This window comes from Pelorhabdus rhamnosifermentans (assembly GCF_018835585.1).
In the GTDB taxonomy this organism is placed as follows: Bacteria; Bacillota; Negativicutes; order UMGS1260; family UMGS1260; genus Pelorhabdus; species Pelorhabdus rhamnosifermentans.
Genome location: NZ_JAHGVE010000004.1, coordinates 128,854 through 146,336 on the forward strand (window position 1 = coordinate 128,854; position 17,483 = coordinate 146,336).

Annotated in this window: 13 protein-coding genes and 1 riboswitch; of the genes, 11 read left to right on the forward strand and 2 right to left on the reverse strand. The window is 41.0% G+C overall.

Annotated elements, in window-relative coordinates:
* Positions 1 to 5: 5 nt before the first annotated feature.
* From Ga0466249_RS06720 to cobO, 9 genes are all read left to right on the forward strand, one after another.
* On the forward strand, positions 6 to 755 hold the full coding sequence (locus Ga0466249_RS06720; RefSeq protein WP_215828676.1) for an energy transducer TonB: 750 nt from the start codon (positions 6 to 8) through the stop codon (positions 753 to 755).
* Between the two features lie 166 nt (positions 756 to 921).
* Positions 922 to 2,613, forward strand: a complete 1,692-nt coding sequence (locus tag Ga0466249_RS06725) for a hypothetical protein (RefSeq protein ID WP_215828677.1) — start codon at positions 922 to 924, stop codon at positions 2,611 to 2,613.
* A gap of 4 nt (positions 2,614 to 2,617) precedes the next feature.
* Complete coding sequence (locus Ga0466249_RS06730) at positions 2,618 to 4,327, forward strand: ABC transporter ATP-binding protein (protein ID WP_215828678.1); 1,710 nt, start codon at positions 2,618 to 2,620, stop codon at positions 4,325 to 4,327.
* On the forward strand, positions 4,275 to 5,162 hold the full coding sequence (locus tag Ga0466249_RS06735) for an energy-coupling factor transporter transmembrane component T family protein (RefSeq protein ID WP_215828679.1): 888 nt from the start codon (positions 4,275 to 4,277) through the stop codon (positions 5,160 to 5,162). The genes Ga0466249_RS06730 and Ga0466249_RS06735 overlap by 53 nt, the downstream gene beginning before the upstream one ends.
* Positions 5,163 to 5,169: 7 nt before the next feature.
* Positions 5,170 to 6,591 carry an outer membrane protein assembly factor BamB family protein gene (locus Ga0466249_RS06740; protein ID WP_215828680.1) on the forward strand — a complete coding sequence of 474 codons (1,422 nt, stop codon included), beginning with the start codon at positions 5,170 to 5,172 and terminating at the stop codon, positions 6,589 to 6,591.
* A gap of 65 nt (positions 6,592 to 6,656) precedes the next feature.
* Entirely contained in the window at positions 6,657 to 8,618 is a 1,962-nt protein-coding gene (locus Ga0466249_RS06745) for a TonB-dependent receptor plug domain-containing protein (RefSeq protein ID WP_215828681.1), read from the forward strand.
* 196 nt (positions 8,619 to 8,814) lie between these two features.
* The gene (locus Ga0466249_RS06750; protein WP_215828682.1) at positions 8,815 to 9,150 is read left to right on the forward strand and encodes a hypothetical protein; all 336 of its coding nucleotides are present in this window, start codon (positions 8,815 to 8,817) and stop codon (positions 9,148 to 9,150) included.
* A 172-nt stretch (positions 9,151 to 9,322) separates the two neighbouring features.
* Positions 9,323 to 9,504, forward strand: a riboswitch (cobalamin riboswitch).
* A gap of 187 nt (positions 9,505 to 9,691) precedes the next feature.
* The gene (locus Ga0466249_RS06755) at positions 9,692 to 11,572 is read left to right on the forward strand and encodes a TonB-dependent receptor plug domain-containing protein (protein ID WP_246588527.1); all 1,881 of its coding nucleotides are present in this window, start codon (positions 9,692 to 9,694) and stop codon (positions 11,570 to 11,572) included.
* Positions 11,573 to 11,641: 69 nt separating this feature from the next.
* Positions 11,642 to 12,172 (forward strand): cob(I)yrinic acid a,c-diamide adenosyltransferase, encoded by a 531-nt coding sequence (gene cobO, locus Ga0466249_RS06760; protein WP_215828782.1) that lies wholly within the window; start codon positions 11,642 to 11,644, stop codon positions 12,170 to 12,172.
* A 657-nt stretch (positions 12,173 to 12,829) separates the two neighbouring features.
* Here the strand turns inward: cobO and Ga0466249_RS06765 are convergent.
* Positions 12,830 to 13,996, reverse strand: a complete 1,167-nt coding sequence (locus Ga0466249_RS06765; RefSeq protein ID WP_215828683.1) for an SAM-dependent methyltransferase — start codon at positions 13,994 to 13,996, stop codon at positions 12,830 to 12,832.
* 296 nt (positions 13,997 to 14,292) lie between these two features.
* Entirely contained in the window at positions 14,293 to 14,574 is a 282-nt protein-coding gene (locus Ga0466249_RS06770; protein ID WP_215828684.1) for a hypothetical protein, read from the reverse strand.
* 363 nt (positions 14,575 to 14,937) lie between these two features.
* On the opposite strand from Ga0466249_RS06770, the gene Ga0466249_RS06775 reads away from it, so the two are divergent.
* Together Ga0466249_RS06775 and Ga0466249_RS06780 are read left to right on the forward strand one after the other, a co-directional pair.
* A complete protein-coding gene (locus Ga0466249_RS06775) occupies positions 14,938 to 15,474 on the forward strand; it encodes an ECF transporter S component (RefSeq protein ID WP_215828685.1) in 537 nt (178 codons plus the stop codon).
* The gene (locus Ga0466249_RS06780) at positions 15,471 to 17,483 is read left to right on the forward strand and encodes a TonB-dependent receptor plug domain-containing protein (protein ID WP_215828686.1); all 2,013 of its coding nucleotides are present in this window, start codon (positions 15,471 to 15,473) and stop codon (positions 17,481 to 17,483) included. The genes Ga0466249_RS06775 and Ga0466249_RS06780 overlap by 4 nt, the downstream gene beginning before the upstream one ends.

Below are 17,483 nucleotides of genomic sequence, written 5' to 3' on the forward strand. Positions count from 1 at the left end.
CGACGATGGCAAAGAGCAAACGCTGGCGGGCGATGCTTGTATCTTTTGTGGTTCATGCCGTGGTATTAACCAGTGTCGGTTGGATTGCATCCCGTGCCCTGGTTCAGCCAGAGGCGATCGAGCAGTATGTGGAATTGGATTTATCGCAGCAAGACGATCCGCTTGCAGAAAGTCAAGATAGTTCACCTGCCGGTAAAGCAGCAGAAGTGGCGCCAATTGCTACACCTCACCCGGCAGCACCTGCCTCTTCTGAAGTTCCCAGTGTCGTGGCGGCAACCAATAGCATGTCTGTACTTTCGGCCGAAGTGTCGACGAATGTCAGTGAATCTGGCGGGGGAGGTGTAGGTCAGAGCAGCGGGGGTTCAGGTCAGGGCAGTGGATCAGGCGGAGGCAACGGAGTGGGAAGTGGTTCAGGAAGTGGCGGCTTAGGCAGCGGAACCGGCTCCGGAAATGGTGGCTCAGGCAGGGGAGCAGGGGGATATACGCATCCTGGAATTTTGTCACAAGTCACTCCAACGTATCCCGAAAGTGCCCGGCGGCAGGGAGTGCAAGGTACAGTACTGCTTAAAATACAAATACTCGCCAGTGGGCGTCCGGGATTTGTTTCAGTATATCGTTCAAGTGGCGACGACAGCTTGGATGATGCTGCAGTGGAGGCAGTGCAGCAGTGGCGGTTTATTCCGGCAGAAGACAGAAGTACGGGTGAAGCCATTACCTGCGTTACAACGCTGCCGGTCGTATTCCGATTAGATTAAACATTGACAATTTATTTGATCGCAGGGATATTACAACAAATGACAAAGTTACTGCAACAGCACCGGCTTACTATGTTATGCCACGCTCTTTCCATCTGACATATAGGTCAAAGTTTTAGTACATGATAGTTGCTGTTTTGATACGAATAATAGGAGAAAGTGAATAGTGCGACACATGTTTTTGATGAAGGTAAACAAAGGACTAATCAAATATTTGATTTGGGGCTGTAGTGCCATTTTCCTGTTCTTTTTTTCCATGTCAAACGGTTTTGCACAAGAAAGTGAAATTTCGCTGTCCTGTCAAATTCCTTATTATTTGGGAAAAGAAAAAGAATCTGTCATACCAGGTGAACAGATTCAAGCATTTTTTAATGTTGAAAATTTAGGACTGCAGGATAAGCAGCTTACAGCTTCTATTGAATTACCGGCAGGCTTTTTACCTATTCACCCGCAGCAAAATTGGCAAGTCATGAATCAAGGGGAGCTATGCCAGCTTCAGCGTCAAATCAATTTGTCCGGCGGTTATAGCCAATGGTTTGATTTGATTCCGCTTAAAGTGAACGACGATGTAGTACCAGGCAACTATCCCGTCCTGATTCGGGCTGGTGATCAAGTTCAGCGTCTGGTGATCGCAGTTTCCGGTACCAGGGAAATTCCGGCAGATACGGCCTTTACCATTGATTCTGTCGTGTTACCGCTGGACAAAGATGGTAAGACAGATGATCGATTGAATCGCAGTACCATTGTATTAAGGGATCGACGCTGGGATTATTATAAAAATGTGTTACAAGGTAAAGGAGCGACCAATCAGGAAATGGAGGCCATTCACCCTGTTACGCATATGGGACTGGATCTAACAAATCCGGCGGGGCAACAAAAACTGATTGTTATTACCACGATGTTGCTTGATGCCTACACGCATGAACCGATACCTGGTTTGTTTACACCAAGTACGACAGGAGAAAATGCTGAGGCCGGAGCGTTGGGCGGTCATGAGAACAGCTTGGTTGCTTTTGCCGCTTTAACGGGTGAAGCGAAACAAAGAATTCGTCTGCCTGTTTATGCCGATGAACAGTTATTTGGCAGTGGCGGCAATTATTTATTACAGGTGACAATCGCGGATGAAATGGATTCAACTGTAATAAAAGAAATTCCAATTAAGATTATTAAGCAGGATAGCCGAGCGGCTGGTGTGGTTTGCTTTGCAGTGATTTTATTAGCCGGCGGACTTTTCTTTGCGGCTTGTCGATTCCAACGTATTCTTCGGACTTTTAGGACGCGCTGGTTGGTAACGATTGCTTTGTTTGGTGCGGCGGCTTTTGCCGTTGTGAATGTGCCTTCTACCTTGTTTGGTGAACTTTTTCATATTTTACTTGGTCCATTTGGTTTTGTAATCAGCGGGCTATTTAGCAGTGTTTTTCTCTATATGATTGTTATGTCGCTGGTTATTTTAATTCCTTATACCGGTGTGATTGCCCTTATATCCATTATTCGCATGTTACTTGGTATGTTGGCATTTGGACAGTTTTCGCCGATCACTTTTTTGTCCTATGGGATTCATGCTTTGTTTCTGGAAAGCTTTCTCTATGGGAGTGGGATGTACCGGTATTTACAGTCGCAACAGACAGGCGATAAGATTCCGGTGCCCAAAATGGCCCTATTGGCATTTATTTGTGCGGCAGCTGATTGTTTATCAATTTATGTATCCCTTCAGTCGATGTCTGTACTCTATCGTATGTATTATGCGGATTGGTATATTGAATTGATTTTACTTGTTAACGGACTTGTCTATACGGCAATCGGAGCGTTTTGCGGCGTTTTGTTAGGCAAGCGATTGTCGAAAGTCGGGGGGGACTAACTTTATGGCAAAGCTGATCGAATGGCAGGATGTATCGTTTACCTATCGACAACGACAGGATCCCAGTATTTCTCACATTTCTCTTACGATAGAGCAAGGCGATTTTGTATTGCTTACAGGCGCAACAGGCTGCGGGAAAAGTACTCTCCTAAAAACGCTTAATGGGCTCATTCCACAGGAAAGCGGGGGGCTATTGACTGGCGATGTTTTTGTTGCGGGAGAAAATACTCGGGACTGCACTATTGCTTATTTAAGTCAATCTGTCGGCATGGTATTTCAAAGTCCCGATGATCAGATTTTTTCGACAACAGTATTTGATGAAACGGCATTTGTTTTGGAAAATATGGGGATGGGTGCCGTAGATATTCAGTCTCGTGTACACGAAACTTTGCGGTTGGTCGGTCTATATGACCAGCGAGACTCAAGTATCTATGCTTTGTCGGGAGGCCAGAAGCAACGTTTGGCTGTAGCGTCGGTACTTGCGGCGAGGCCCAAGATATTAGCGCTTGATGAGCCGATTAGTCAACTGGATCCACAGGGAGCAGCCGAGCTTTTGTCTTTATTACAAAAGCTTAATCGGGAACTCAATATGACCATTGTCATTGTTGAGCATCGGCTGCATGAAGTGCTGCCATTATGTCGTCACGTTGTGATTATGGCGGATGGTAAAATTTTGTGGCAGGGAACACGGGAAGAAGCCTATGGCAAGGCCGCGTTTTTTCATGATCAGGGACTTCGGCTGCCTCAAACCATTGATATTTGTTACGGTTTAGGAATTTTGAACCGATCCGCATCCGTAAACGATACGGTACAGGCTATTAAAGAACAGTATCAGGTGCCTGCCTGGCATTGTACACCGAAAGAAATAAGGCCTGATGCTGTTTCTTTGCCTTTGGCAGCAGTAGAAATCAATCATCTTACCTTTCAATATGAAGCACAAGGCCGAATGATTTTGCAAGATATTGAACTTAGGATTCCGCAGGGGCAATTTGTGGCTTTGATGGGAACGAACGGGGCAGGAAAGTCGACGTTACTGCACCAAATCGGCGGCTTGCTCAAACCGGTGAAGGGGCAGGTACGTGTGTTGGGGCAAATCATTCACGGTATGAATCAAAACGTGGGGATGGTACTGCAAAATCCGGATTTAATGCTTTTCAATTCATCCGTTGCCGCGGAAGTGACCTTTTCCTTGCAACAAAAAAACGGACAGGTCGGATATTCTTTTCGCTACGAGCAATTAATGGACGCATTAAAACTGCGCGGGCTCGAAAATGATTTTCCCCTTGCCTTAAGCCGTGGACAGCGACTGCGGGTCGCAATCGCTGCGGTACTTTCTGCTGAGCCGCCTGTTTTGCTTCTGGATGAGCCAACGACAGGCCAGGATATTGGTCATATTGAAGACATTGTCGCTTTGTTAAAAGAGTATACAGTTCAGGGAGGAACCGTCATTTTTTGTACTCATGATACGGAAGTAGCGGCGCGATTTTCCGACCGGATCATTGTGCTTGGACAAGGAAAAATTGTCGCCGATGATACACCGCAGGTTGTTTTTTCTCAAGAAGCCCTGTTACGGGAAAATGGATTAAAAGCGCCTTCTGCTTTGCTTACGGCGAAAAATCTATATGATGGTCAGGCTGTGACCGTTCAGGAGGTGGTCGATTATGTACGACAGGAAGGTGTGGGAAGCTACGCCGGACCATACGCTGTTTCATAAACTAGACGTTCGCACCAAACTGATGTTGCTTGGCTGTTTTGCGATTGTTTCGCTCCTAATTGACAGTTCCCGTTCTTTGTTCATTTTGTTTTGCCTTACTTTAGTTATGCATGGATTGGCCCATTCATCCTTGGGACGTTGGCGGATTTTGGTGCTGTTTACTTTGCTGGGAATTTGGGGATCCATGGCCAGCCAGGCGTTATTTTATAGTCAGGAACCACGCTCCATTGTGGCTTGCCTGATTGCACCGACCGTACCTATCATTGGAAAGCTAACAGGCGGCGTTTTTGTTTATCGGGAGGGATTGGAATATGGGGCAGTCCAGGCATTACGGTCAGGAATTATGCTCTCATTGGGTCTTTTATTAACGTGGACTTCCGATCCCAGAAAGTTATTGCGCAGCTTTATGGCCTGGAAAATGCCGTATGAATTGGCATTTATGCTGATTACTAGCATTCGTTTTCTTCCTGTGATTTTCCAGGAGACATCGGTTGTGCTCACGGCCCAGCGATTACGGGGTTTTAAGCCTTTTCGAACGATCTCACCGCGCCATCTCATTCAAACGGCGTTTCAAACTTTATTTCCAATACTGGCAAGAACGCTGCGCCGGGCTGCCACGCTGGCTTCTTCCGTTGAAAGTCGCGGTTTTGGACGTGGATTTCATCGTATTGATATGGAAAATTGGCCAAAGGTAGAGCAGCTTTTTAGCTACGGTTTCATTCTTGTGATAGTCAGCATGGGTGTATTAAAAATCATGGATGTTTTGCAATTTAATGGTCTGATTTATATTCCAGCTTGGCGTGTTTTATACGATCTGATGAAAGTATGGATGTGAGGAAAAAATGAAAAAAATCCGTACCGCTTTGCTGTTTGGCCTGTTTGCCGTAACGATGGGGGCCATTGCTTTACATATTTTTGGCGGCTCTGGCAGTATGTTTTCGTCGACTGTTGCATCATCTGATTCTAAGCAAGGGCTTTATCGAAAAACCGCTGAAATTTCTTTGGGAAAAGTAGAAGTACAGAATTATCAGCGCATGGGATTTACGAAAGGGTTTATTCAATTTTCACCGGATAATCGCGAGTTGGCTATGGGAACGGATAATGGTGAATTGCTCATGTTTTCCGCTACGGGAAAGCTATTATGGCGGAAAAATTTAGGACTTGGCACCATTTCAGCGTTAGAATTTACCCGAGATAATCGTTCTTTGTTAATTGGCGAAACCAGTCAGGAAGGCTGTTTACTTTGTCTTGATGTCAATGACGGCCGCGAAATATGGCGGCAGGCCAGTGTAAGTGAACTTGGTGTCGGCATTAAGGATAAGACCTATCCCGGAATTGTCAGTATTAAAACAGATCAAAGCGGAAAAATTTATGCCGCTGGATTACGCTATATTCGTTTTTCCGACGGTCATAATGAATATAAAAGTCGAATTTATCAGTTCGACGCAGACGGTAACCGGCTGGCGATGTTTCCAGAACAAGAAAATATGGATGCCTGGGCGGGATGGGTCAGTGTAGATGAAAGGGGTGACAAAGTCTGCTTCGGTACAGCTAACTGGGATAACCGCAAAGTACTAAAATACACGGATATTCTTTATTGTCTTGATGGTCAATTGAAAAAGGTGCTGTGGACGCAAAAACCCGATGTGGTTTATCCTTACGAAACTGTGACCATGCGTTGCAGCCCTGAAGTTACGTCGGATGGCTCTCTTGTCGCTGGTGTTGCGAGCGATGGGCGCTGCTTCTTATATGACGGAACTCAGGGACAGTTATTATGGCAGCGTACGGTGAGTTTGCCGCAAAAAATTGGTGGCGTCTACATGAATACAAGCGGTAATTACTTGAAAACCATCGGCAGAGAATTTTTGTTTACTACAGGTAACACTTACAACCGGGCCAATTGGCAGCTGCCAACGCCGATTGAACATCCCAGTTCCAACAGCTTATTTGTTTTTGATCAGACAGGTGAATTGGTGAATCGCTTAAAATTCGGGGGAATGATTGAACAACTTGTTGTGAATGAGCAACATGCCGTACTAGCCGTTGGCCGCAATGTGCGTACTAAGGATCCGAGTATTCATGGCCTTTATATTGTATCGCTGCCTGACGCAGCATTACAGGATTCCGTTGCTACAACCGGGCCTTGCGTGGGTGTGGCGATAAGTTCGGACGGCCGCTGTGTCGCCGGGGTGGAAGCGCCGCTTCAACTTGATGACGGGCAGGTGATTGGTGAATATAAGCTGATTATGTTGGAGAAAAAATAATTGTAATGTGATTTTTTATAAATACAGATGAATGATAGGATAGAAATAAGGGGGACTATTTAAATATGGTTATTACTAAAACGAATAAAAACCGAGTAAAAATACAACTTACTGCAATGGCTTTGAGCACAGCTCTATTATCAGGTACAGCGAGTGCTGATACAGTAAAAACCAGTAATGCACCAGATGATAAGTTAGATCCAGTTCTTGTAACGGCGCAACGTTATGAAAAACGTGATGTGGACACACCAGCAACGACCAGTGTTTATTCAGGCGAAAAATTACAGGAGACTGGAGCGAAAAATGTTCTCGAAGCATTAAAATTAACGGAGGGTTTCGTTTATTCTGGTTATGGCGCTTCAGGGGCTTCTCAGGGTACAATGACAAGTAAAGTGATTATGCGAGGCGTATATAGCGGTACCTTGGTATTGATTAATGGTACACCGATCAATATAAGAGGTTTATATAATTTAGAAGATATTCCTTTGGAAAATGTAGAACGTGTTGAAATTGTCAGAGGAGGGGGTTCTGTACTCTATGGCAGCGAGGCTACCGGCGGAGTCATTAATATTATTACGAAAAAAGAACGGCAAAATTCCATTACGGTGTCAGAGGGGAATTACGGTCAACAGGACTATGATTTAAATCTACAGATGGGTAAATTAGGCATGGGCTATAATTATGAAAAATGGGGTAATGCGGGTAAAGCCTCTTCTTATGTAACAAGCGGCAAAGAAATGTATAATATTTTTGCTGGTTTAGAACGCAATAATTATTCATTTAATTATAATTTCGATACAGCATTATCCTTATTGTACGATCATAGTGATTCAAAGTCCCGGTATAATTATTGTTTTGGCGAAGGGTATGCAAGTAATTTGGCAGATAAAACCCGATATACTCGAAATTATTACGATAACAAGAATTTAGTGCAGTTACAGTATCATCAGGATCATGTAAAAGGTACCGTGTACTATAATGATAAAAATCTTGAAACATTGGGCGTCGATAGTTATTCTTCCGCAGGCAGTATCAAAAATTATCCACAATATACCGATACGGAGGAAAAAAACCGAACTTATGGCTTGGATTTACAACAAGATTGGCAGATTAATGCGAATAAGTTATTACTTGGTCTTACCTATCAAAATGAGTATTATTTGCCGAATGTCAGTAAAAGTTTAAATTATGAACGGAATAATTATTCGGTCTATGGTCAGTGGGAGCAGCCTTTTAATGACGTCAACACGATGATACTCAGTGGGCGTGAGACTTGGACCGGCGGCGCGCCGAATGATAAAAATTATGATAACTTTAGTTCCCAAGGTCAATTTATTCATAAAATTAACGAAAACGAAAGTATTTATACCAGTGCGGGTCAATCGTTTAAAATGCCAACTTTTAGCCAAATTTATGGCAGTAGCAGTAGTTTAATGGTGGGGAATCCCAACGTGAAACCGCAGACAGGAATGCACTATGAAGTAGGCTGGAAGAAAAACAGTGATCATCATCAATGGCGGGTAGCTTTATTTAATTATTATATTAAAGACAATATCACTTCTCAAAATATCACGACAACAGACCAATATCAATATACCAATGAAGACTTGAAAAATACCGGAATTGAGCTAAGTTGTAATATTGAAGGAACTGACGGCTGGAGTTATAACTGGGGTGTCACTTATGGTAATCCACAGTCCAAAACAACGGCTAAACCCTATTGGGACAGGACCTATGGCCGCTGGCAAGTTAATAGTGGCGTAACCTATCAAAAAGATAAGTGGCGTGCCACTCTTACGGAAAGTTATTTAGCTGACCGTGTTATGACACCGAGTTCGGCTGCTTCCTATGGTCAGAAGCCTTATCTTATGACGAGTTTCAATGTTGATTACGAGATAGATAAAAAACAGGACATCTTCTTCACAGCAAATAATGTCTTAGACCGTGATGATGTCATTTCGCATCAAAGCTCGGAATATTATTACACGCCATTTAATTATAGTTTAGGTTATAAAGCAAAATTTTAATGAGTCATAATCCGGTAAAAATGGGTTAAGATTTTTAACTCAAAGGTGTTGTAGAACGCTATGACTTTTCCGCTTTTGGCCTAGTAGTAGCTGAAAATATCGTTGATAATATTATTTTTAGGAGTAAATCTAGGTAAATAATGAATGATAAAGTGGTATATAAGAAATACTTTTATAAGAAAGAAGGAATTAATTCATGTCAAATTCATTTTCTTTTTCAGTTCCTGAAGAGATTAAAAATAATCCGGATTTAGCTTCGAATCTTATCGATACAGTTCCGCTGACGCCCTTAACGGAACGTATTGTCAAAAATCAGCCTCACTTGATATCGAAACTAGAAAAATTAAAATCATTGATGGGAGAACAAGCATTTACTCAATGCATGGAACGATTAGCTTCGCTGAAATTAATCGACAACACTTTATGGCTAACAACTAATTATCAAATGGATCGATCCATATTGGAACGCAATCATCTGTTACAGTTAAAACAGGCTTTTGACGTGAAATACGTACGCATCATTTGTATATGAATTTTTGGTTCATGAATTTATGCAGCTTTCCTTGGAAGAATGGGCACGAAAAGTACAGCAACAGCAACAGACATTGCAAATTGCAGGCTCAAAAAAGTGGATAAGGCAGGTATAGCTTGATTCTTTTTCCATGAAGTGCTAGAATATTTATGTAATTATATTATTTTGAAAATTTTATAATGATCAAATAGGTGCCCGAAAGGGCTTAAAAGGGAAGTCCGGTAACACGCCGGCGCGGTCCCGCCACTGTAATGGGGAGAAACCCAAGGTTTACCACTGAGACAAGCTGTCTTGGGAAGGTTTGGGCAAACAATGATCCAGAGCCAGGAGAACTGCCTATTTCATAATCACCATTTGTACCCACGAGCGATGGGGAGGGGATACGCAGAGCGTTCTATTTGATTTTCCTTCCCGGCTATTTTGTAGCCGGGATTTAATTTTAAATGGATTTCTCAGAAACAGCCTTCCGATAGTTATGGATGGCTGTTTTATTTTTTCCCACAAGGTGATTATTTTGAAGAGTATTTGTTGAGGAGGAGAAATGATGCTAAAAAAAAGAACAATGAACAAAAAAAGCCATGCAATGCTATGTGCTCTCGTAAGTAGTGCCTTGCTATTGCCGGCAACAGGAATTGGGTATGCCGCAGAACAAAGCGATTATTCTTTTGATCAAGTAGTGGTTACGGCAACGAAAACACCTGTAAAACAGTTTGAAGCCAATGCGAACATTTCGGTGATTACAAGGGAACAAATCGAAACAAATCACTATCAGGATTTAACAGAAGCTTTACGTAGTGTGCCAGGAGTTGGGATTAATAATTATGGCAATGGTGTAGGTACGGCCTATTCGAACAGCGTTAGTATCAACGGTTCTAAAAATATTGTGGTTTTAATTGACGGTGTCCGGGTCAATGTGAATGGCAGTGGATTTCCTGCCGGATTAATTAATTCTATGGATAGCATTGAAAGAATTGAAGTGCTGAAAGGAGCTGCTTCGACTCTTTACGGTTCAGATGCGCAAGGCGGTGTTATCAATATTATTACCCGTAAAGCGGAAACGAATAAAACGACATTGACAATGTCCGGGGGAAGTTATGATAAAGAAAATTATTCCCTGTCTAATCAGGGAAAATCCGGTGATTATAGCTGGTTAATTACTAGTCAAAAGGACATTTCTGGAAATTATAAGGACGGACATGGTAATGAACTTCCGACTCATTTGAATGCGATTACTAATACCTTCAAACTGACCAAAAAAATCAATGATGCATCCGATATTACGATGAGTTACGATCAATATAAAGATAATTTCTTGTATTCCTATTATGGTCCGAACACAGGATCAGATGATAATTACAAGTGGAGAGTTAATTACAGGTATAAATTTTCAGATAATTCATCTAACTCTTTGACTTTTTATACGAATCGAAATAAGGTGAACACTTATTTTAATGGTGGTTATTCATGGCTGCTAGATACAAAGACAAGAGGAATTCAGGATCAGTATACGCAAAAGGTCGGTAAAGATCATGTGATAACAACCGGTTTTGATATTTATCAGGATGAGATGGTTCATTATAAAGATTCTTCTTCTTCGGCAGATAATAGCCCTATTAACGGGAAAACCATAACAGACCGGGCAGTATATTTACAGGATGAATGGAATTTATCTAATCAGTGGAAACTGACTTCTGGGATTCGCAATGATAACAATTCCAATTATGGAAATCATGCTACTCCCAGTTTCAACTTAGGATATACACAAGATGATCATACCAATTATTATATTGCTTATAAAGAATACTTTATTTCACCTAATTTTTATCAATTATATGATGGGGCACATGGAAATCCAAATTTAAAAGCAGAAACAGGCCATACAACAGAGGCAGGTGTGAATCATAAATTTGATGAGACCTTGACTGCGTCAGCACATATTTTTGAAACCAGTAGTAAAAACAAATTTAATGTTCCGTCGCCGTATGGTTCTGACCCGTATGAAAACATTGATAATGATATCATTCATGGCTGGGATGCACAATTGAATAAACAATGGTCAAAAGCATGGAGTACGTTTGTTGGGTATACACACCTTAAAGAGACGACAGTAAGCCAATATGCAAGTACACCCGGCGGTGTTTGGAATATCGGCGTAAATTATCAGCAGGATAAATGGGATGTTCATTTACAAGGCAATGACTATATAGGTGCACCTCAATATTTGCCGTGCAGTACCTATTGGGTATGGAATACGGCAATAAATTATCAGATGACCAAGGATACTAAAGCGTTCTTTAAAGTAAATAATTTATTCAATAAATACTATTCAGAATATACGGATGGATCTGGTCCTTATGGTGGTTGGTCCTATTATACGAGTCCAGGCCGCAATTATCAATGGGGCGTCCAGTATCAGTTTTAGATAAAATATTAAGTTCTTCTTTGTCGAATTTATGATGCTAGCAGTTTAAATGAAGGGAGAATAAAAGTGATGGAAAAGCATGGATTAGTCATTGTACATACGGGAAATGGTAAGGGGAAGACGACTGCTTCGCTTGGCATGGGGATGCGCGCCTGGGGACAAGGACTTAGGGTGTTAGTCATTCAATTTATCAAGGGCAATTGGATATATGGCGAATTGAAGGCTGCGGAACAACTAGGTCCTCGTTTTGTAATGCATCAGATGGGGGAAGGCTTTTTGAAAAATTCTTCAGATGATAAAATGTCAGTTCATCGTCAAGCAGCAGTTGAAGCACTAACAACAGCGAAAGCAGCGATTCAATCAAGCGAATGGGATATGATTATTCTTGATGAAATTAATTATGCTGTGAAGTTTGGCATTGTAGCGGTGGAAGATGTGTTGGAATTAATAGATCATAAGCCATCCTTGCTGCATTTGGTTTTGACTGGCAGAGACGCTAGGCCTCAGATAATTGAAAAGGCAGATTTGGTTACAGAAATGAAAGAAATCAAACATCCTTATAAGCAAGGTATTCAAGCGCAGCCAGGAATTGAATTTTAAATGAATTGTACTATATGACAAGAATATAACAAAATTGTCCCAAAAAGCAATTAGCGATTAATAGGAAATTTGAGTATTCCTTGAGAAAAAACCTTTCCGTGCTCCGGAAAGGTTTTTTCTTAAAGGTGCTGTAGAATGGTATGATTTTTCCGTTTTTGGCCTAGTAGTAGTTGAAAATATCCCTTGATAATATTATTCTTAGTAGTAATTTATAGGTAAATATGAATGAAAAATAGAATAGTGGTACATAAGAGATGCTTCTATTTTTTATAAGAAAGAACGAGGATTTATTCATGCCAAATCCGTTAAGGTTTACTATGCTACAGAAGTACGGACTGCGGATGGTATTCGGACGTTTTGCAAACTTGAACAAGGTATCGCTGAACTGATAAATTTTTTGCAGTAAAATTTATCAGCGAGATGTTGGTGCTTCGCAACTGATTCAGTCCCAATTTATTTATAAATGCATGAAGAAGCAAGAGTCCTGCATTCGTAGATAAATTGCCACCGTTGAACTTGATTTTGATTTGAATATTACTTGAATTTATTGGCATTGCATCGAATTTTGAAATTTACGTAAATTAAGGCCAATTTATAGAAAAGGCATCTCATTTTTATGGATCATACGATTTCAGATTATAAAGCGAAAGAGACTGATTAATCCTTATAAATATAGTCATAAGTTATCGGCAGTTTATTATTTAAGCCTTTTGTAAATACCAGTTGGTCAATATCTAGGCCGGATACCCGGAAGGCTGCTGCACAGCCGCGTAAATATAAGCTCCACATGCGAACAAAGCGTTCTCCATATTTAGACTTTACTTCGTCGATATGTTCTTTGAAGTTGTCAAACCAATGATCTAGTGTCAGAGCATAATGCAACCGTAAACTTTCCGTATGGAGCAGGTGAAAATCATATTCTGGTAATAGCCAAATTGTCTCACGCAGTGAAGGAACATAACCGCCTGGGAAAATGTATTTTCCCATCCAGGTATTCGGTGTTCCCTCAAACATGCCTGTTATCGTATGTAATAAGGACATTCCTCCCGGAACCAATAATTCATGTATTTTATTCATATATTTGGTCAGATTTTCTTTTCCTACATGTTCAAACATGCCGACACTGATAATCTTATCAAATTGCCACTTGTCAGCATTTAAATCTTGATAATTCATCAGTTCAACGTTTACTTGAGATTCTAATCCCAACTCTTTAATCCGCTGTTTTGTTTTTTTATATTGTTCCGTACTTAATGTAATGCCAGTAGCTTGCACATGATATTGTTGGGCGGCACGGATGATTACCCAGCCCCATCCACAGCCAATATCGAGTAATTTTTCACCCGGTTTCAGGTTTATTTTTTTGAGAATATGGTCAATTTTTTGTAACTGTGCTTGATATAGAGAATCTTTAGCAGTCTTAAAATAAGCACAAGAGTAGCTCATCGTCTTATCCAACCAAAGCGAGAAAAAGTCATTTCCTAAATCATAATGATGGTGAATATTTTCCCGCTGAATATGGGTATCTGAAGGAGTCATGAGCGGCTCCCTTTTTGGTTCTTGTGGTTGCGTATTAAGCGCAACAACGCGCAATATATCATCCATTGATCCTTCAAAATCAATGAGTCCGTCCATATAAGCTTCACCAAAAAATAACACCGCATCATCACTATGAAATTGTAGTGGCGGCTCTTTGTGAAAAATTATTTTAAAAGCAGGTGGCTCATTACCATAATTTTCTTGTTCACCATCCCAAAAAACGACTGAAAACCCCCCTTGATGCCACTTATTTAACAATAATTTTAAAGCAATTTTTTTAAACATTTTGTCATGATTCCTTTCATTTCACTCAAGATAAGTAAAATTACTCCCTTTATGTGAGAATTTGTTTGAAGAGATGTCGACATTTCTTCAAATGTAATTATAGCAATAACTCAACAATATTTAAAATATTTATTTCGGCTATCTGATATTTAATTATCGAATATCAGGAAATATAATGTACCCATAAAACCAGACCTGAATTATTCATGGCGAGTTAAAAACGCCACATTACGCTATCGCGTGCATACCAATAAAAAAGGCCATGAAATGAATCATAGCCTTAAATTTTTTTAATATTATTCAGCTTTTTGTAGGTCAATAAGGTCGCCCCAATTTTTAGCCGTAATCGTTTCAACGGCCCGTAAGGTTCGACGTATATCTTGAACATCTTTTTGAGTAACATCAATTGCTATTTTCAAATCGGTAAATCCAGATATCATTTTTTGTTCTAAATTTTTCTGTCCCTGCTCAAGATTTCTTTGCCCTTGCTCAATATTACTTTGTCCCTGTTTAAGATTTCCTAATCTTTGGCAGATATCTTTTTGTCCTGCCAAAATCTGTTTTAACAATTCTTCCATGCCGATCGCTCCCTTAAATTTATTTTAACATATGTGAATAAAAAAGACCATGAAATGAATTAGCTGTGGAAGAAATATTAAAGCAGATATATTGATTCTGAAAGAAATTTCCTCGCTCAATAAATTTTGAAAATTGCCTAGCAGGAGATAGGTAGCATTTGTCAAATATAATAACAACGCAAAAAATTGCGTTGTTATATGAGCAAGAGGCTCATTTTTGATACCTGAAGGTAGTTAGTTTTTTAGTTTTCTAGTTGTTGTGGTTGTGATTGAGATTCCTGTGCATGAAACCAGGTAATCCTATCTCTGCGAAAGAGAGGGGCTTGCCTGGTTTTTATTTTGTGCGAAAGGAGGTAACACAGAATGACGAATACGATGAAATTAGTTTACACGGCATTATTTATGGCGTTGGGGGTAGTTTTGCCGATCACTTTTCACTTTGTAGGAGCCATGGGAGCAATATTTTTACCGATGCATATTCCTGTTTTGATGGCTGGTTTATTGCTTGGGGGCAAATCGGGCATGGCGGTTGGCGTTATTGCTCCGGCTTTAAGCAGCTTTTTTACGGGTATGCCGCCAGTCATACCTGTTCTGCCGCTCATGGTCATTGAATTGGCTTTATACGGTGTTGTCAGCGGATATTTATATCATAATAGGAAAATATCGTTGTTTGCTTCATTGGTAGGTGCGATGATCCTGGGGCGATTGGGAACGGTTGCTGCTATATTTTTGATGGTTCAGCTTGTACATATTAACATTCCGCCCTTAGGGTATTTGATCGGTGGTATTACAACGGGTTTTCCTGGCATCCTCATACAAATGGTTTTGATACCCTTGCTTGTAAAAAGGTTAGAAGGCAGCTATTTGAAAATTTCGCACATTAAAGGAGAACAGTCATGAATAGAAACAAGCTAATGATTCATATCTTACTTGCCTTAGCACTTACATCCACAACTTATGCAGCAGAAACTCCAAGTTATGAAATGGAAGAAATTATTGTTCATGCGGATCCTATTCAACAGGCAACGGATGCTACGAATGTCAATGTCAAAAAAATTAGTCCAGGCAAGGCATCTACGCTGCCTGAACTGCTAAGCCATGTTACAGGAATTGATATTCAAGTTCGTACAGGTCACGGTGATAATGATGATGGCGCGGTCAAACTTAGAGGGTTCGATTCGCGGCGCTTTACGGTGCTTGTGGATGGCGTTCCGGCTACCCTGTCTGGTGTGATGGGCGGTAGTTATATGGATTGGGACAGTATCCCACTGAATACGATAGAAAAAATCGAAATTATCAAAGGGGGCAAGTCGGCAGCATATGGCAATACTTTAGGCGGCGTTATTAATATTATTACCAGGAAAGCCACAGCGGCTGGCGGTGAAATCAGTATTCTTACTGGACAATACAATAAGCAGCAGTTGCGTTTTAATTATGGTGCTACACAAGATAAATTGGGCTGGCAGGTCAGCTATAATAAAAGCAGTGAAGATGCTTTTTTACGCAATAATGACTACGATGCCAAACAGTATGGATTAAAATTAGATTATGCGTTTACGCCCAAAGATAATGTGAAATTGAATGTTCGGCAGTCAGAAGAAAAGCGGGGTTACATTTTGCGAAATACGCCAGGGACAGCAGGTTATGATCCTAGTTATCCCGTGATTTCAGCGACGGATGCTGAAACGGCTTATTCTAATTATGGTCCCCTAAATAATGGTGCCTACTGGAAAAAATACAATACCAATTTTGATACGGCCTGGACTCATCAGACAAACAATGGCTTTATTACACTGGATTACTGGCAGAGCCGTGAAAGACGTCATGAGGTAAATTTTAAAACCGATGGCACTCTTGATTTAGATCGGACCATTGTAACGGATAGGTCACGTGGCTGGCTGTTAAATGGTCGGATTAAAGAGGGTTCCCACACTTATACATATGGTACGGAGTACAAACAGTTGCGATATGGTTATGGGTGGTATAATGTACCGGCAGGTACAGCGAGTGATCTCTATCCTTCCCAGAAAGAAGATATTTATGGAATCTATGCGGACGATACTTGGGCATTAACGAACCGTTGGACAGCCAATGTGGGGCTACGCTATGATCAAATGAAGGCGAGCCGAGATGATGAGCGTGCTACAGATATGAAAGATACGAATTATCATGGTTTGTCACCTAAATTGAATTTCTCGTTCCGCAATAATAAAGATACAACGACCTTTATTGCCATGGATCATGTCTGGCGTGCTCCGTCCATGGCGGAATATTTTTGGTGGCTCAATCCGATGTGGGGGAAGTTAGGGACAGGCAGAGAGCTAAAGCCGGAACAGGGATGGTCTTATGAACTCGGTATGACTCATCGGGTGAATGAGCAATTTAATACGAAATTTGATTTTTATTACCAGGATATTTCTGATTATATTAATTTTGAGCATCAATACCCTTTCAGTTGTTATAATATTCCCAATGCTAAATTGTGGGGCTTTGAGTGGGAGAATAATTATCAGCTCAATGAATACTCCAGCCTCATGCTCAATTATACCAATCAGCATACCCAAAAGAGTGGCGTCTTGCCCGGTGATAAGCTGGGGCTTTCCGGCGAATTGGATTATCGACCCCGTCATAAGATTGGTTTGACTTATTTGTATGATCAGAAGCCTTGGCAGTTTCGTTATAATGTGACATATACAGGACAACAAACAGCGAATTATCCCGTTGGATCCACTCAGAAAATAGGGATTGGCGGCTATGTTGTTCATAGTGCGTCCCTTGTAAGAGATCTTGGTAAGGGTCGAAGCTGTACGTTAGCTGTCGATAATCTTTTTGACAAGCATTATGTCGAACAATACAATTATTCCATGCAGGGGCGGTTATTCAGTGTCAGTCTTACACAAAAACTGTAA

Excerpts from the sequence above, each read along its gene's own strand:
- Ga0466249_RS06775 (WP_215828685.1), top strand. The coding sequence starts at position 14,938 with ATGACGAATACGATGAAATTAGTTTACACGGCATTATTTATGGCGTTG.
- Ga0466249_RS06780 (WP_215828686.1), top strand. The coding sequence starts at position 15,471 with ATGAATAGAAACAAGCTAATGATTCATATCTTACTTGCCTTAGCACTT.
- Ga0466249_RS06720 (WP_215828676.1), top strand. The coding sequence starts at position 6 with ATGGCAAAGAGCAAACGCTGGCGGGCGATGCTTGTATCTTTTGTGGTT.
- cobO (WP_215828782.1), top strand. The coding sequence starts at position 11,642 with ATGGAAAAGCATGGATTAGTCATTGTACATACGGGAAATGGTAAGGGG.
- Ga0466249_RS06755 (WP_246588527.1), top strand. The coding sequence starts at position 9,692 with ATGATGCTAAAAAAAAGAACAATGAACAAAAAAAGCCATGCAATGCTA.
- Ga0466249_RS06745 (WP_215828681.1), top strand. The coding sequence starts at position 6,657 with ATGGTTATTACTAAAACGAATAAAAACCGAGTAAAAATACAACTTACT.
- Ga0466249_RS06730 (WP_215828678.1), top strand. The coding sequence starts at position 2,618 with ATGGCAAAGCTGATCGAATGGCAGGATGTATCGTTTACCTATCGACAA.
- Ga0466249_RS06735 (WP_215828679.1), top strand. The coding sequence starts at position 4,275 with ATGTACGACAGGAAGGTGTGGGAAGCTACGCCGGACCATACGCTGTTT.
- Ga0466249_RS06765 (WP_215828683.1), bottom strand. The coding sequence starts at position 13,996 with ATGTTTAAAAAAATTGCTTTAAAATTATTGTTAAATAAGTGGCATCAA.
- Ga0466249_RS06750 (WP_215828682.1), top strand. The coding sequence starts at position 8,815 with ATGTCAAATTCATTTTCTTTTTCAGTTCCTGAAGAGATTAAAAATAAT.
- Ga0466249_RS06740 (WP_215828680.1), top strand. The coding sequence starts at position 5,170 with ATGAAAAAAATCCGTACCGCTTTGCTGTTTGGCCTGTTTGCCGTAACG.
- Ga0466249_RS06770 (WP_215828684.1), bottom strand. The coding sequence starts at position 14,574 with ATGGAAGAATTGTTAAAACAGATTTTGGCAGGACAAAAAGATATCTGC.